The following is a 16105-nucleotide window of genomic DNA, read 5'->3' on the forward strand; positions in this document are numbered from 1 at the left end:
TTCACCGTCCCCTATGCTTTAAGAAGATTTTCTGCTTCGGCTGTCAGCTTGCCTGATTTTGAAGCATACAAATCATCGATTTCTTTTTCGATTTTCTTGAAGTCATCGCCCTCAAACTCAGTGTAGTTCCAGTCGATGAATTTCTGACGGAGCTGGTTGAAGTAAGTTCGTGCCTCATCCTTGTCAGAAAGCGTGAAATCAGAACCGAGAATCTTGATGAGCTTGTCCAGATCATATTTCTGTCGCTCAACCGTAGCGTTTGCATCGATTGCGTCGAAAGAGTTCTGCTGGAAGTAAACGGCATCAAGCATTTCTTCCTTGAGGTAGACCAGGTAATCATCGAGGGAAGTACCTTCCTCACCGACGACCTTCATCATAGAGCCTACGTCAACGCCCTTCTTGAGGATGTTGAAGCAGTATGTGACCTTTTTCTCAGGGATTACGCCATGATATTTTGACCATGACTGAATCGGGTCGATTGCAGGGTATTTACGAGCATCGGAACGTGCGCGTGAAAGACCGTGGAATGCACCGACGACTTTAAGGGTTGCCTGAGTAACAGGTTCCTCGAAGTTACCGCCCGCAGGAGATACTGTACCGCCGATGGTGACAGAACCTTTGCTTCCGTCTGAAAGGCGAACCTGACCTGCACGCTCGTAGAATGCTGCGATGTATGATTCCATGTAAGCCGGGAATGCTTCCTCGCCCGGAATCTCTTCCAATCGTCCTGACATTTCTCGCAAAGCCTGTGCCCAGCGTGATGTTGAGTCAGCAAGAAGAAGGACGTTCAAGCCCATCTGACGATAGTATTCAGCCAAAGTAACTGATGTATAAACCGAAGCTTCTCGTGAAGCTACAGGCATTGAAGAAGTGTTACAGATGATGATTGTTCGCTCCATCAATGATTTGCCTGTTTTCGGGTCTTTGAGTTCAGGGAACTCAGTCAAAGTCTCAACGACCTCACCAGCTCGTTCACCACAAGCCGCGATGATTACGATGTCAACGTCAGCGTATTTTGATGTGGTGTGCTGCAAAACGGTTTTACCAGCACCGAATGGTCCTGGAATACAGTATGTACCGCCGCGTGCAACCGGGAAGAATGTGTCGATAAGGCGAACCTTTGTGACCATTGTCTCAGTTGGAGCAAGGCGCTCCGCATAGCAGTTGACTGCGCGTTTAACCGGCCATTTGAATGAAAGACCGATCTTAACGTCGTTGCCCTTTTCATCAGTCAAAGTTGCGATTGTATCTTTGAGTGTGTATGAGCCCTGTGGCGCAATGTCTTTTACAGTGTATGAGCCGAGCAGATAGAACGGAACGAAGATTTTGTGTGTGAAAGGTCCTTCCGGAACAGTTCCAACATATTCGCCCGCTTTGAGAACGTCACCCGGTTTTGCAGTCGGTGTGAATTCCCACTGTTTTTCCTTGTCGAGAGGGTCAACATAGATACCCTTCTCAAGGAACCAGCCTGCCTTTTCTGCAAGCAAAGGAAGAGGGTTCTGCAAGCCGTCGTAAACCTGACCCAAAAGGCCTGGTCCAAGCTCAGCAGAAAGAAGGTCGCCAGTGAACTCAACGACATCCCCCGCCTTGATTCCTTTTGTCATTTCGTAGACCTGAAGCTGTGCTACATTTCCGCGGATACGGATAACTTCGCTTTTCAGGCTAGAATCTTCTACTTTAACATAGGCAACTTCGTTCATAGAAACTGTTCCGTCAAATTCGACAGAAACCATGTTTCCATTAACTCCGACTACCTTTCCTTTTGTATCCGTCATTTAATTCTCCATTAAATTATTGATCTTCAAGAATCCTTGTGTAAATCTTCTTGTAAGAAGCCATACCTTTAGCCTCGTCGAACTTTTTCATTCGTGAAGCAAGGCGCAGCTTGAGACCGTAACTGAACACGGCATCAAGTGAAAAGCCGTCTGTTGGACGCATACTTTCTATAACACTGAGCCTGTACTGATTGAGGTACTGTTCGGCAGCCAGAGGACTGTCCATACCGCTTGCCGTACGAGCCGCCTGAACTGCATCAGGGGCGATTGACTCATTGCCGGCGCTGAACTTCTTTTTCATGCGGAGTGCACGAATCTGAGCCAGGGCCAGACGGAGACTCTTTTCTTTGTGATTCCATTCATCTACAAAGGCAGAGCCGGTTTTTGAATCTTCAAGAGGAGGTTCAAGCGAAAGTCCGTCAAGAATCTTCATTTCCTTTTTGCTAAGAAAGCGTGAACAGAGGTCGTAATAATATTCATAAGTAATTGGCAATACCGTTTTATCGTCGCTTACAGAAAAACCGGGAAGCTGCGATACAAGGTAGTATTGATTACTCATATTCACCCCCTGTTAGTCTTTTGCAGCCTCTTTCATGATTGCGGCAACTCTTGGATTGAGATATGCACTGAAAAGTTCAGCAACAGCCTCGCTTGAGTAGTCGTAGAATGCAGCACCGTCCTTTACTCCGACACGGAAACCTGCATTGATTGAATTATCAACCTTGAGCGTGAGACCTTTAGAAATTTCGGCTTTGAGAGCTGCGTTAAGATTAGATTCGAGAGACTTCAAATCTTTTTCGTTGAGGAGAACAGAAACTTCGCTTGCCTCAGATTTTGAGACCCACGCCTTGACTGCCTCTGGGATAAGTTTTGCGAGCAAATCAGAAGAATATGCTTTTTCTGACTCCGCGTTGATAAGAGCTGAAAGCTCCTTTGTGATGCTGTCACGGAATGAAAGCACAAGGTTTCGGCTTGCCTGACGGATTGCGTCCTCACTAGCCTTCTCCATTCGCGCTGTTTCATCTTTTGCTGCTTTGATTATTTTTTCTGCCTCTTCTTTCGCATTAGCGATGATTTTCTCAGCCTCAGCCTGAGCCTGAGCCTTTACTTCGGAAGCAGATTTTTCGGCAGCTGCGACACCGTCTTTTTTAATCTTTTCGATTAAATCCTGTACCTGGATGTCCATGCAAACCTCTCTATATTATAAAGATTCTTTTATTATAAACTACTTTTGACAGATTGCAAGCGGAAATTTTAAGACAAAATAAAAGATTTCTATTCTATTGACATACTTCCGTACTTTATATAAAATAACAAAATAATCGATTATTCTTATAGGGAGGCTAGTAATGGCTGGTGCATCAAAGAACTCTCGTACTACAGTTGCAACACAGAAATTCACTTGCACATGTGGTGGCGAAGTTGAAATGAAAACAAAGCTTGAAAACGGCAGACTCAAGAACTACGCTGAATGTCAGAAATGCAAGCGTACAGAGAGACGACCAAAAGATTTCAAATAATATAAATTATCAAGGAAGCTTGATAAATCCATAATTTGAAATTAAATAAAAATCCCCGCCCTTCATTAGTGCACTTTGAAAGGCGGGGATTTTTATTTGTAACATCGGGGCTCTCATTAAATGAGAATCCGATGTCAAGAAAAAATTGCAAAAGCAAAATTATTTTACATAAGTCATAATTGCCAAAGCAGAAAGCACGATTGACAAAGTTGTTGCAAACGGAGTCGTATATTTACCATAATAATATAAGAAGCTGTTTGATTTTGCAGTAATAGTACATTCCGGAGTAATAACGTCATTCTTTGAAAGCTTTTTGCCGTTTATATCACGAATAACGATAGCAGATCCAGAATTTACGTCTTCATTAAAACCTCCAGCCAAACCTATATAATACTCCCATGTTCGGTCAGGAATAAAAGGATATCGTCCAGGCTTTAAGACAGCACCTGCTACAGAAATAAAGTACTGCTTAAAAGGAATTACGAGCGTATCATCAGGTTTAATCTCCATGTTGGCATTATAAGAAGAATCATACAGCATAGGAGAAAGATTCAAAGGAATAACCTCTCCACCACGTATAATATAAGCCGCAGACAAATCAGAAACAGCATTAAACACACCTCTGTTTCTTCTGACAAAAAAAGCATAATCTTCGCCAACAACAAAAGGAACAGGAATGCGTTGTGAAGAATCAAGAGATTTTTCTAAATCACCAGACTTGTTACCACGAACATTTACTGCACCCTCAAGAAATACAACAGGAGTCAATTCTGAATAGCTTGAAATCAATACACTGTCATAACAAAGCAATTCATAATCATCAAGGATGCTTTTCTCATTAAGATAAGATTTATGTCCAGAGTTTTTTTCACCTGTAAGAGAACGGTACAATTCTATTCGTGACGTATCAGCAAGAGGAGCAAGACCGTTTCCATAAAATTCTATAAGTGTCTTGAGGTTCTCCCCGTCCAAAAGCTCATAAGTTCCAGGACGCTCTACAGCTCCATTTATGCTAACGACTCTTTTCGCACGATTTATAATGATTTTATCGCCAGGACGCAAAAAAGGATCCTGAGACAAGTCTCCTTTTCTCATTGCAAGGAACAAATCATAGGTATTCGTTTTCCCATCCGCCCCTTCGATTGTAATAGCACGGTTTGAAGAATATGCTGTAAAACTACTTGTTATAAACGTAGAAAGCCTTGTCAAAGCCCATGCGTTGCGCTCTACCGTGGAATTAACCTCACCTGTAATGCTGACCAAGAAAGTCGAAGGTGAAGAAAGAACGAACTGAACACCGCCCATCGGATAATTGCGAAGGACAAGAGCCTCAACCTGAGATTTCAACTGCAAATATGTAAGACCTGTACAATTGATGACACCCATATTTGCTACACGAATTTTATAAGTAGAATCAACTGGAATCGTGTATTTGACAGCAGCTGACCCCATTGCAAAGGCAAGTGTATAAACATCACCGGCTGTAACAGGATAGTATGAAACCGACATGGCAAGCTGCGCATCAGGGAGTTTTGTAACATCACTGGCAACCTTTCCAGAACCAGTCTGTTTTTCCATACTTTCAGTTACATTCTGACTTTGAGCAAAAAGCGCATTTAAAGATGCAGACATCCACAAAGAAACAAAAATCGCCTTTAATATTTTCATCATAAATCTCTATTAACCTATTTATTTTTTCTTTTAAGCTGAAGTTTTTCAACGGCCTCAGGGTCATTTTTTATGTTTTTCCATGCGTTCAAGGCAAATGCCAGGAAGACAGACATAAAGAAAGCGGCAAAAGTAATGATGATACAGAGTTTACCCCGGCTTGGGCCAGACTTCATGTCAGGAACTTCAGGACGGGCAAGAATCTGGAAAACAGGAGTCTCGCTCTGCATCTGAACCTTCAGAAGCTCGTACTGAGTCTTTAACTGGGTATAAACCTGCTTTTGTGCATCAAGCTCAAGCTGCAGCTTTGCAGAACCGGTAGTAATCGAAGGAATATCCCATGCGCTGCTTCCATAGCCTACACTGGCGCCAAGTTTTTTAACCTCACGCTCAATACGCAGGATTTCATTGTAGCTTGACTGGATATTTCGCTCGAGATTTTCCTTTTGGATTTTATTATTGTCCAGGCCAAGTTCATCAAATTTTTTGCTCATCCAGTCCACTACGAAATTTACGACTGACTGGGCAAAAACCGGGTCAATGTCAGTAAATGAAACCGTAAAGACTCCGCTGTCGGTATCAGAGCTGGCCTTGAGGACCTGCTTTAAGGCTTTACGGCTGCTTGCACGAACATGCTCTTCAATTTTATATTTTTCGATAAGTTTGAATTCATCAGTAACGGCATCAAGAAGGGCATCAGAAGTAATAAGATAATTGGCAAGGTTTGAATTTGTAGCTCCACCGCCAACGCTCACACCCATAAGGCTGGCCATTCCGCCAAGACCTGAAGATGACAGGGCCGCAGAAAGACCGCCGCCACCAGAAGAACTTTCTTTTATAAGCATTTCTGCCTTTGGAGTATAAACATTCGGCAGGGGTGATTTTTCCGGGTCCATTTTTATAGATAAAACTGCAAAAATTACAGAACCAATAGCCGCCAGCAAAGAGATTATGATAATCATCCATTTATAATGGAGAAGCACGGCAAACAAATCAATCAAAGAAATTTCGTCTTCTTCCTGAATTTGTGTATTTTCTTCCATAAGAGAACAAAACCCCAATCTAAAATTTTATCAGTTACTTTACCAAATAATTAAAACCATTGCAAGGAAAAAGGTTTCATCGAATTTTATGCAATTTCAAAAAAAACACCATTAAATTTTTATTTTGAATTCCGATAATTAAGTATCAGATAAAAAAGCGTACAACGCCAAACAATGGAGTAAAAATATGGTAAGAAGTCTTTGGACAGCAGCTACAGGCATGAACGGTCAGCAGCAGAATCTCGACACGATTTCAAACAACCTCTCGAATGTAAACACAACTGGATTCAAACAGCAGCGTGTTGAGTTCGAAGATCTTATCTATCAGAACGTGAAGCTGGCAGGAACACCTGCAACAGAAGATACAGTCACCCCGGTAGGAATCCAGCAGGGTGCAGGTACTAAAGTTGCGGCAACACAGCGCATCTTCACACAGGGCTCCCTTCAGGCTACAGGCGTTGACACTGATGTTGCAGTCGTCGGTGACGGATTCTTCCGCGTAATGCAGTACGACGGAAGCTACGCATATACACGCGACGGCTCATTCAAAATCGACATGAACGGCCAGCTCGTAAATTCAAACGGACTGCGCGTTCAGCCGGAAGTCATCATGCCGGAAGGATATGACATCCACACTCTTGCAATCGATGACACAGGCCGCGTTTCAGTAAAGATTTTCGGTCAGGACGATCCTGTTGACGTTGCCCAGCTTGAGCTTTACCGCTTTCCTAACAATGCAGGTCTTGAGGCAGTCGGTGACAACCTTTACAAAGTCACAAACGCTTCAGGCGAGGCAATTGCAGGCCGACCGGGCTTCGAGGGATTCGGCGTTACAAAGCACAAGTTCGTCGAAATGTCGAATGTTTCTGTTGTAAACGAAATGGTTCAGATGATTGTCGCTCAGCGCGCATACGAGTTCAACTCAAAGGCAATCCAGACAACAGACTCAATGCTTTCAACAGCAGTTAACTTGAAACGATAGGAATTAGGGGATTTTTATGACAATCGGCGGTATTTCAGCAATTACTAAAGGCGAAGGTGCTTCTCTCAGCGCAAAGATTTCTTCTGAAAAGGGAAAATTTGATGCTCTTGTAAACGAGGCAAAATCTCTCGCTAAGAATGAAAACGCCGGTGTCGGTAAAAATCTTTCTTCCTCACAGGTTTCTTATGACGGCCGCATTAACGGTGACTGGACTTCAGGATTTTCTGGCAGCTTCATGGCAGAAAGCGACAAGCATGCCCTTCCTCAGGGAGCAGCCGCAAATCAGGCAAATCCTCACGTTCAGCCAAAAGAAATCGACCGCACTTCAAAACTCTACGAAAAATCACTTGAAATGGAATCTTACGTCGTCAAAATGATGCTTTCTTCAATGAGAAAGACAGTCATGAAGGCAGATTCCCAGTCAAACTACGCAAAAGACATGTACGAGGACATGCTCTACGACGAATACGCAACAATGATGACGAAAAATGCGGGATTCGGCCTTGCAGATCAGATGTACCTGCAGCTTTCACAGGGCGGTCTTGAGGCTTAGGCCCAGGCCTCCATTCGGCGGATTTATCAGATTTCTTTTATCTTTAGGACTTCTTTCTTCTGTTCTTTTTTGGAACGATAATCGAATAATTTATAGTTTTTTCAATTTCCTTGCCGGCTTCAAGCTCTACGTTCCAGCAGAGTGAGGCTACGAATGCGTTGCCGGAAATTGTCGGTGCATCGCTTGATGATGACGGACGGCGGAAAATAATTGGCATGCAGACCATATCGCACATTTCATTGGGCTCATAGACAAAGGAAATATCGTTTGAAGTGTCCGTTATCTGAACATAAGAGACTTTTTTGGCAGAACGGGCAGAATCCCTGGCATCAATTTCACTTTTTTCTTCGTTTGCAATGACTTCAACCTTGTAGGAATTTGCCTTGACCGAAGAAAAATCCGTCTGGGCATAATTGGACTCGGTGACAAACACTCCCTTAATGTCAAAGGGACTTTCATTTTTAAGAATATACTGAATCGCAAAGCCGTTTGAGTTGGCTATATATTTTTTGACCAGAGTGACGCAGGCCTGAATCGGTGAGAATTTGCCTGAGCCTGAAAGCTTGATTTCGTGGCGGTGGGCGTCAAAATCCAGCTGCCTGAATAAAGTCTGGGAGAAGATTCCGCTGCCTGTAGGGGTGCCCTTTTTGTAATCAGAAAATTCATCAACTGAGAAAAGATGGTCTACAAACAGTCCGCGGTGGTATTTATCTTCGAATTTGTCGAACTGCTTGATTCGCCTTGGGGAGTCGGCATAGTTTCCTGTGTTGTGGATTATGTCAAGTTCCGTGAGCTGGGCCCCTTTTAGTGAAAGGCAGGCCGTGTACTGCTTCATGGCACAGATATACTCGTTGAAGCCGTCGCCGTTGTAGTCATAATTTGAAACAGATTCCTTAAATCCGTCCTTTACAGCCTCACGGACAAGTTTTTCGGCCTCGGTAAGGTTCCGGTAGGCGTGCTGCCTCATTGCGTTGTTTGCAAAAACACCGTCAGGGTCGCAGACATAGCCTTCGCCATTCTGGGCAATCCAAAGCTTTTCACGGGCAATCTTTTTGCGGGCCTTGTCCCCCTTGCACTGATTTATGAGCAGGGAGATGTAAAGCATCCGGTTATAAAGGGCCTTGTTCTGCTTGTAAGTGAGAAGGAAATCAAAAATCGTAGGCTGAGAAGAATTGGAAACACTCACCTCTTCATAGGCCTTTTTTGCCCATTTGGCAACATCAGACTGAATTCCTGCAGGAATATAGGAAGGAATTCTTGTCTGCTCGCGGTGAAGATACTCTGATGGAATTGTGATTTTTATTGAATCAGCAAAAAATTCTTCGGCGGTAGAAAACAACTTGTCCAGCCACTTTGTATCGTAAAGCCTTTTGAATTGATTTTCATCAATTTTTATAGCGACAACGCGTTCATCAGTAAAGGAAGAATATGCGTCGTCTTTTGTGAGGTAATTGACTGTATCAAAGAGATTGCGCAGATACTCACGAGGAGCAATAAGGGTATTCGGAATGAATTCGCGGTTAACAGAAAGAACATTGAGGCTTTTGCCCTGCTCCGTCACAATTAATGGAAGGTAAAAGTGCTTTTCTTTGGGAATCAGGGAGCTGTCAAGGAGCACATATTCCATTCCGCAGGACTGAATGCAGGGAATAAGGGAATTGTCCCAGATTGAATTGAAAACAGTCATGCCGCGTGGGCGTTTTCCAATGCTACTTCTGAGCTCACTAGTCATTAAATCGATTTGGCCCGTTCTGTCCTGGGGAAAAAGCAAGGGAAAAACAGGATTATAATAGCCGCCGCCCAAAACTTCGGCCTGCTTGCGGCTTGTCAGCTTGGAAAGGAGCTGGGTAAATTCAGAGTGTTCGCGGTCAATCCATGAAACTAAAGGACCGGAAAGATAAACGGAAAAACGGCTCTTCTGCCTTTCAAGTAAAAAAGAAACAATATTTTTGTAATAATCCTGGTACTTTTTCTCAAATTCTTCATTTTGAGACAAGGCGGATGCGGCCCCAGTTACATAAAAACAGACATTTAAAATTTTCATATGGCTAATATTTAAATATTATCCCCGCACCCTAAGTATAAGTCTATAACATGCTGCCCAAAATTTAAAGCCTTTTGTTAAGGATTCTTCGGATTTTTTTTCATATTCAACCAGAGAAATGATGTTTTCCGGACAAAAATCAATGCATTTACCGCAGCCGTTGCACATATCCGATATTTTTGCGCATCCATCCTGAATAGAAATGGCTTCCTGTGGACAAACCTTTACGCAGTCACCAAATCCTATGCAGATTTTTGGATTCTTGTACTCTGAACTGTAGGCATCATGGAAAAGTCGGCAGTTTTTTTCGCCCTTATAAATCATGCGCCTCTGATCTTCTGTGTGGGTAATTTTTTCAACAACAGCCTTCTTTGTAAAATCCGGCTTAACGAAATCATAAATATCTTCATCAGAAAACTGAAGTTCTGAGGCAAGGGAATCTGTAATTCCTTCGTATTTGACCCTCAGGGCAGGAATGAAGAAGCAGAAAATGTAAAAAATAACGGCCGTGATGATAAGAAGCATCAGAAAAAGGAAAAATAAAGAAAGGATCATTTTGCTCCCCCATCAAGATAGAGATTAAACCATGAGACATTGAAGCCGCAGATGGCAATCATAATGAATGCAAGGCAAACCAAAAGGACGCAGTAGGTCTTGAGTCCGCCTTCAACGGTATAAAAACTTACCCTCTGCCTTACACAGTGGAAAATAATTACCATAAAGTAGAAGGAAATAATACAGAGACCAGAAATAACGACGGCAGCTCCCAAGGAATTGCCCTCGCTCAGTCCCAAAAATACGCTCAAAAGAGGAATTGAAAAATCAACTGGCGACTGACGGATTCCGATTCCGATGAAGATTTCGATAAAAGTCGAAAAAAGGATGAAAAGCAAAGTCGCGATAAAAGGATAAATTTCCGTGAGCTGAACGGGAACCAAAAGCCAGTTTACAAGAAGAAATGATACGGCCGTAGTCGAAGTGGCAGAAAAAAGAGACTTTACGCAGGTCAAAGAAGACGAAGAAAAATTGTCAGAATGAGAAATTGACTTATTGAGGCCGATTCCGTAAAAAAGAACGGCAGAAGCTGAAAGAAGATAATAAATTATCAGGGAAAGCATTTACTTTACCTCCTGTTTTACGGGAGAGTTCAAGAAAATATTGATTTTTTTGGCAACAAAAATGTAGAGGGCCAAAAGAAGTGCCATAAAGCAAAGACTGCCAGGAATTGTCGCAAGGAAAACGCCGGCCCCAGTTCCGGAAGGATTGTAAGGCAGCTGAATTACCACAATCTTTTTCCAGCCCGGGAAAGTGATTGTGGCATAGCCTAAAATGTCACGGATAAAGAAAAAGAAAAGTAAAAAAAGTGACATCACGCAGGATTTTTTCATTGTTGCAGCAATGTGAGCCTTTACTCCTTGCTCATAATTGAGGAAGAAAAATTCGATTATGACCGAAGCCAATGTAGGCAGGAAAATACAATAGCTTAAAGTGAGGGCCGCAATCGGGCAGAAAATTATAAGAAGCTGCTTGTACAAAATGCCGAGGGCAATGATTGTAAGCGAAAGCAGGGCGTTGCGCATATTTGAAAGATTCATGCGGTGAATTGCATGGAAAATCATTGTTGAGACGGCCATCTGGAGATTGAAAAGAAGGATAAGGATTATTGCATAGGCAAACCTTCCCGGAACAGGAATCAGCATTGCGAGATTTGTCGCTATGTAAAAATATATTTTTTTGCGCTCAGACATTTTTACCTCAGTTAGAATTAGTTTTAGAGATGATTTTTGGAATCATGTCTTCCCAATAATTCATCACGCTGTTTGAAATTTGTTTGCCGACCGTGTCGGAAGCCTTTCCGTTGTCCACTGCATAGCCTGCAAATTTTACGCCTGTGTTTTCATTGTAAACAAAAACGGCAGGAACAGGCCCCAGAATAGAAGGAATTCTGACGATTATGCCGTAATATTTTTGATTCTTGCGGTCATCCTTTTTGAGCAGGGAATAGACGGCAGTGCTTGTCGAAAGCGTAGAATCAAGCTCGATATACTTTCCGACCGTGTACTGGGCTTCAGGATATGAATCGAGGACATTCTGAACTTCAAGTGCCAGCCCAGACTTCCAGGAATTTCTTGCCAGCAGGGTAAACAAAACCAGCAGCATGCACATTCCGAAAATCATGCCGAAAAAAATCGAGAAAAGCTTAAGTATTTTTTTTGTTTCATTGTCAAGCCGGAATTTACGCATCGTTACCCTCCTTTACTGCCTTTACCTGCTGCAGGAGAACAGAATTCGTAAACTCCTTCAGGAAGTGATTCTCAACGCTCTGAATGAAGAGGGAAAGAATGTTTGTAATAAGAATGATGAAGGCAAATCCCGCCGGTGAAAGCCCGATTCCAAGGATGAAGAATGCCAGGATACCGGCAAAAAGACCGTAGAGGAATTTTCCCCTGTTTGTAAAAGGCGTCGTTCCATGCCACTGAAGCAAAAAGAAGGTGCAGAAAAGGGTTCCGCTCGAAAGCAGGGCAAGAATCACGTCTCCCTGGAAAATGCTTCCGTCATAGAAGAAGGGAGCCGCAACCTTAACAAGAATTCCGTAAGTAAAAATAAAGACAGTCGGAATAATCGGATTGAGGACGTCTGTTCCAAGGAGAATGATTGAAGAAACTATGGTCAGAAGATTGAACCTGAAGGCCGGAATGCTTGCATGAGAATCCCAGAGAAGTGAAAAATATCCTTCTGGAATTGAAACGCCGAAGAGACTGAAAAGCCGCCTGTTCAAGAAATTGGTAACGGTTACGTCAAAAGAATTGAGGGGGAAAGTGCCGTTCTGAATCAAAATAAGGGCAATGTTCTTTGACTGGAAAGCTGTTCCCGGAAGCTCAATGGCTGGGAAAAATCTTACGCCGATAATCCAGCAGATTGCGGCCGTAATTGCAGCGGGATTAATCCATGAATTGGCAAATCCGCCGAGTGTATGCTTGTTGATGAACAAAACGAAAAAAGCGATGAAAAAGACTGCAAGGGGCGGAAAATTAGCGGGCAATAAAAGACCAATTACAAGGCCGCGGATTGTACTTGCAATAATCACGAAAAGATTCTTGTAATTCTGATTTTTATTGAGGAATTCTGCCGCATAAGATGCCAGAAGAGAAGCCAGAAGAATAAGAAGGGAGTCAAAACTTTTCGTTACAAAAAGCATGGCTACCTGGCAAAGCAGGAGAGAAAGAACAATATAGGCCTCAGTCCGCACCGAGGGACGAAGATAAGTGAAAGGCCCCAGAAAAATTGATTTATACAAGCTTTCTTTATTCTTCATGGTATGAATCCTTCAAAATTGAGATTGTCTGACTGAGCGGAAGACGCGACGTACAAACAGCATTGCACAAACCGCATTCCGTGCAAAGGACGGCTGACTTATAGGCATCCTTGTCGCTGGCACAGGCAGTTTCAAGGCTCTGCAAGTGGGCTACCCTGTAAAGATTGCCCGGCCACAAGTGAACAGGACAGATTTTACGGCAGTTTCCGCAGCGGACGCAATTGTCAGCTGTCTGGGTATGAATCTGGCCGACCGGAACAAATTCTATTGATTTTACCCAGCGGCTGACCGGAATATCAAGACTGGAAACGGCTCTTCCAGAAACAATTCCGTTTATGATGATTTTAGAAAGTTTTCTCTTGAAGCCGCCGCACTGTTCAACGATATTGCGCAGGGGAGTACCAATCCGCACATTGAGCAGGGCTGCTGAATTGAGGCAGTCCCCTGTGACATGAACGAAATTGCTTACGACTGGCTTTCTGAGGACGATTGCATTGTAAACGTTTAGGGCCGTTACGCTGTCAAAAAAGAGGTCCTTTTTGCCCAGCTTTGAGAAAAAGTCGCTTTTATAAGTTTTTTTGACGCTTCTTGTGATGTCGTGCATTGTTCCGGCCGGATATTTTCGGGTATCAATTCCAACTGCAAAAACTTCGAGGTCTGAATCAAAAATCCGGGCCTTTTTTTCTGAATTGAGGATCGAATCAATGTCGCTTTTTAAATTGTCAGCGTCGGTTGAGGAATATGCAAGGACGAGGCTTGAAACACGGAATGCATGAGCAAGGATCGCAGCTCCCTCAAGAATATTTGTAAGATATTTTTTTGACAAGAAAGACTCTGTAATGCAGCTTGGCTCCGAGTCGAAAAGCCTTAAAACCGCAATGCTGCTTTTGGGCGTATAAATTTCTTTTATCTGAGTATAGACGGGAGTTGGCTTTGCAAATGTATTGATGACGCCAGCTTCGCGGATAAGATAATTGAGGGTAGCCGCATCGTATGACTTCCATTCCTGGGGAATGAGTTTTTTGCCGAGAAATGAAAAAGCGCCGTCCAAATTGACAAAAGCACTCAGGCCCTGCTTTCCGTTGCTGTACTGAGTCTGGGCAATTTTAGTGACGATTCCCGGAACTGATGAGTGAATGTAAAGTCCGCGGGATTTTGCGATTACATCACCCTCCCTCACCCTGCTTCCTTCAAGAACAAGGATTTCAGCCATATCACTATCATCTTCGGCAATAGGAATAACGGCAACTTTAGGCAAGAAGCCGTTTACAGCTGAGGAAATCATGTTTTTATCTACAGATATAAAATTAGATGCTGAGACCATAGCGTTTTCTTCCTAAAATATAATAGATTCCCAGTGAAAAAGGAATTGCAATAAAAATCAAAAGCAAAAGTATTCCAAATCGTTCCGAAGAAGATGACGAGGCTCCCTTTGCATAACCGAAATTCGCATTTTTACCCTGCTTAAGCATCATTTTTTCAAGGGCAGGATAATCGAGGCTGTCGACGGCCTTATAGACTGATTCGCGGAAATCGCTGTTGAAGACAAAAGCCGGATTTTCTACGCTCTGAATTTTACCGTCCACGTTCTGATAATCAGTAATTAAAACAGCATCACCTTCGTTTGGAAGCTCAGAGACCTTTTCTCCGATTTTGCGGTATGGAAAAGTAACCGTGTTCCAGCTCCAGTTGACGAAATCCTTCATTTGAACCAGTTCTGAGTCAGAAGAATTTACGGGAGCTGGAAGAGACGGCATTGAAGCGGATGCGGAAAAATCAGAGACGTTGCCGGAAAGCTTAAAGGCAAGAAGAATCAAGAGCAATGAAAGCAAAAGACCGCCGAGAAGACGGATGCCGAGACGACCGACAAGAGGAATCATCCTTGAAGAGCGAATATAGACCGGCTGAAAAGAATACGCGGCATTTTTATTGTCTTCGCGCAGGTGATAAATCTGAACAAGCGCAGCGGAAGCCAGAAATGAGGCAATATAAAAAATTGAATTGACCGGCGAAGAAATCAGCATCACGAGAACGGGAGAAAGAGCCATGAGCAGGATAAAGGGCGAATTCAAGGTAGTCTTGATAAAATTCTTGCGGCCCCAGATTCTGTGGAAAAGAAAGAAGGCAAAAAGATAGAGGGAAACAGCGGCTGAAACCGTAAAAAGAGGCCGGCAAAAGGCAAATATAAGGAAGAAAAGACTTCCGCAGGCAAAAAGAACTTTATTCCGTGAAAAATAAAGCAAGAGGCCAAAGAAAAAAAGAGCAATTAAGGGTGACAGCCAGGGAAAGGAAGATTTACCGTCGCTGCCGGCAGAAGTGCCCTGAAAGGCAGAAAGTTCCCGGATTCCGCTTTCAAGCTGGGACAATTGATTTTCTGGAATATAAAAAACCTTGGCCCGGTGCATTTTGTCCATGAAAAAGTCAGCCCGCCTGTAAAGATATGAATCAGGAGACTGAACCTGAACCGGAGCAAGCTGAGAAAAAACCGGGAGACGCTGATTTCCATATGAAATTACAGATGAACAGCCGTTTTTTTCGAGGACGGCGAGAATGTCATTTTCGGTCAAATCCTGGCTGTAAACGTAAAGCATGCGCCAGCCCTTCCAGAACTGACTTACAGGAACGCTCCTAAAATTAAGCAGGGTGAAAAATACCGTGAGAACGACCGCAAATGGAATAATCTTTTTTAAATCAAACTTCATTAGTCAATAACCAGGTTTATAAAACACAAAAGGCAATTCCGATGAAAAATCCCAAAAGGCTTCCGACAAAAGCTTCCATTGGAGAATGACCGTTCACTTCCTTGAGCCTGTTGAATTCTTTATAAAAGCCCTGAGACCTTAAGATTTCACCGATTTCGTTAAGACGACGCGCCTGCATTCCGTTTGCCCTTCTTACTCCGACCGCATCACGAATCGTGACAAGGAAAAAGACCAGGGAAAGGATGAATACATCAGAATCAACGCCAGAACGATAGCCGATTGTTGTACAGAGACATGCTGTTATCGAAGAATGACTTGACGGCATGCTGCCAGTCCGCCAGAAAAGAAGCTCAAAGAGCTCTGCCAGACTATGAACATTGCCAGAAAAAAGCTTGATTATAGTTTTTATGAATTGCGCACACAGCCAGCTTGACACGCAAGCCAAAAACACCGGGCTGCCAAACAAAACCTGTAACTGCGCTCCTGCATTCGATAACATGGA

At 43.2% G+C, this 16105-nt stretch carries 17 protein-coding genes; 3 read left to right on the top strand and 14 right to left on the bottom strand.

Annotation, left to right across the window (positions count from 1 at the left end; translation table 11 throughout):
• Window positions 1-11: 11 nt before the first annotated feature.
• The 3 genes from HNP76_RS04775 to HNP76_RS04785 are packed head-to-tail and all read right to left on the bottom strand — an operon-like array spanning window position 12 to window position 2961.
• A complete protein-coding gene (locus HNP76_RS04775; RefSeq protein WP_184658027.1) occupies window positions 12-1775 on the bottom strand; it encodes a V-type ATP synthase subunit A in 1764 nt (587 codons plus the stop codon).
• Between the two features lie 16 nt (window positions 1776-1791).
• On the bottom strand, window positions 1792-2334 hold the full coding sequence (locus tag HNP76_RS04780; protein WP_184658029.1) for a DUF2764 family protein: 543 nt from the start codon (window positions 2332-2334) through the stop codon (window positions 1792-1794).
• A gap of 12 nt (window positions 2335-2346) precedes the next feature.
• Entirely contained in the window at window positions 2347-2961 is a 615-nt protein-coding gene (locus HNP76_RS04785; RefSeq protein WP_184658031.1) for a V-type ATP synthase subunit E, read from the bottom strand.
• Window positions 2962-3124: 163 nt separating this feature from the next.
• Between HNP76_RS04785 and HNP76_RS04790 the strand changes: the two genes are divergently transcribed.
• Complete coding sequence (locus HNP76_RS04790; protein WP_184658033.1) at window positions 3125-3295, top strand: hypothetical protein; 171 nt, start codon at window positions 3125-3127, stop codon at window positions 3293-3295.
• Window positions 3296-3454: 159 nt separating this feature from the next.
• Here HNP76_RS04790 and HNP76_RS04795 read toward each other — a convergent pair whose 3' ends face one another.
• Together HNP76_RS04795 and HNP76_RS04800 are read right to left on the bottom strand one after the other, a co-directional pair.
• Window positions 3455-4966, bottom strand: a complete 1512-nt coding sequence (locus HNP76_RS04795; RefSeq protein ID WP_184658035.1) for an SLBB domain-containing protein — start codon at window positions 4964-4966, stop codon at window positions 3455-3457.
• A gap of 14 nt (window positions 4967-4980) precedes the next feature.
• On the bottom strand, window positions 4981-6006 hold the full coding sequence (locus HNP76_RS04800; protein ID WP_184658037.1) for a GumC domain-containing protein: 1026 nt from the start codon (window positions 6004-6006) through the stop codon (window positions 4981-4983).
• A gap of 187 nt (window positions 6007-6193) precedes the next feature.
• On the opposite strand from HNP76_RS04800, the gene flgG reads away from it, so the two are divergent.
• Window positions 6194-6988 (top strand): flagellar basal-body rod protein FlgG, encoded by a 795-nt coding sequence (gene flgG, locus HNP76_RS04805; RefSeq protein ID WP_184658039.1) that lies wholly within the window; start codon window positions 6194-6196, stop codon window positions 6986-6988.
• 16 nt (window positions 6989-7004) lie between these two features.
• On the top strand, window positions 7005-7541 hold the full coding sequence (locus tag HNP76_RS04810; protein WP_184658041.1) for a rod-binding protein: 537 nt from the start codon (window positions 7005-7007) through the stop codon (window positions 7539-7541).
• A 43-nt stretch (window positions 7542-7584) separates the two neighbouring features.
• Here the strand turns inward: HNP76_RS04810 and HNP76_RS04815 are convergent, their stop codons facing one another.
• The 9 genes from HNP76_RS04815 to HNP76_RS04855 are packed head-to-tail and all read right to left on the bottom strand — an operon-like array spanning window position 7585 to window position 16102.
• Window positions 7585-9585: an alpha-amylase/4-alpha-glucanotransferase domain-containing protein gene (locus HNP76_RS04815; protein WP_184658043.1), complete on the bottom strand. Its 2001-nt coding sequence runs from the start codon at window positions 9583-9585 to the stop codon at window positions 7585-7587.
• An 18-nt stretch (window positions 9586-9603) separates the two neighbouring features.
• Window positions 9604-10140: a 4Fe-4S binding protein gene (locus HNP76_RS04820; protein WP_184658045.1), complete on the bottom strand. Its 537-nt coding sequence runs from the start codon at window positions 10138-10140 to the stop codon at window positions 9604-9606.
• Complete coding sequence (locus tag HNP76_RS04825; RefSeq protein WP_184658047.1) at window positions 10137-10703, bottom strand: hypothetical protein; 567 nt, start codon at window positions 10701-10703, stop codon at window positions 10137-10139. The genes HNP76_RS04820 and HNP76_RS04825 overlap by 4 nt, the downstream gene beginning before the upstream one ends.
• Window positions 10704-11333, bottom strand: a complete 630-nt coding sequence (locus HNP76_RS04830) for a hypothetical protein (protein WP_184658049.1) — start codon at window positions 11331-11333, stop codon at window positions 10704-10706.
• Between the two features lie 7 nt (window positions 11334-11340).
• Window positions 11341-11829 carry a hypothetical protein gene (locus HNP76_RS04835; protein ID WP_184658051.1) on the bottom strand — a complete coding sequence of 163 codons (489 nt, stop codon included), beginning with the start codon at window positions 11827-11829 and terminating at the stop codon, window positions 11341-11343.
• The gene (locus HNP76_RS04840; RefSeq protein WP_184658053.1) at window positions 11822-12901 is read right to left on the bottom strand and encodes an RnfABCDGE type electron transport complex subunit D; all 1080 of its coding nucleotides are present in this window, start codon (window positions 12899-12901) and stop codon (window positions 11822-11824) included. The genes HNP76_RS04835 and HNP76_RS04840 overlap by 8 nt, the downstream gene beginning before the upstream one ends.
• Window positions 12891-14225: a 4Fe-4S dicluster domain-containing protein gene (locus tag HNP76_RS04845; RefSeq protein WP_184658055.1), complete on the bottom strand. Its 1335-nt coding sequence runs from the start codon at window positions 14223-14225 to the stop codon at window positions 12891-12893. The genes HNP76_RS04840 and HNP76_RS04845 overlap by 11 nt, the downstream gene beginning before the upstream one ends.
• Complete coding sequence (locus HNP76_RS04850) at window positions 14209-15603, bottom strand: hypothetical protein (RefSeq protein ID WP_184658057.1); 1395 nt, start codon at window positions 15601-15603, stop codon at window positions 14209-14211. The genes HNP76_RS04845 and HNP76_RS04850 overlap by 17 nt, the downstream gene beginning before the upstream one ends.
• A 16-nt stretch (window positions 15604-15619) precedes the next feature.
• Entirely contained in the window at window positions 15620-16102 is a 483-nt protein-coding gene (locus HNP76_RS04855) for a divergent PAP2 family protein (RefSeq protein ID WP_184658059.1), read from the bottom strand.
• Window positions 16103-16105 lie beyond the last annotated feature (3 nt).

Origin of the sequence: Treponema ruminis (assembly GCF_014201975.1) — a bacterium.
In the GTDB taxonomy this organism is placed as follows: Bacteria; Spirochaetota; Spirochaetia; order Treponematales; family Treponemataceae; genus Treponema_D; species Treponema_D ruminis.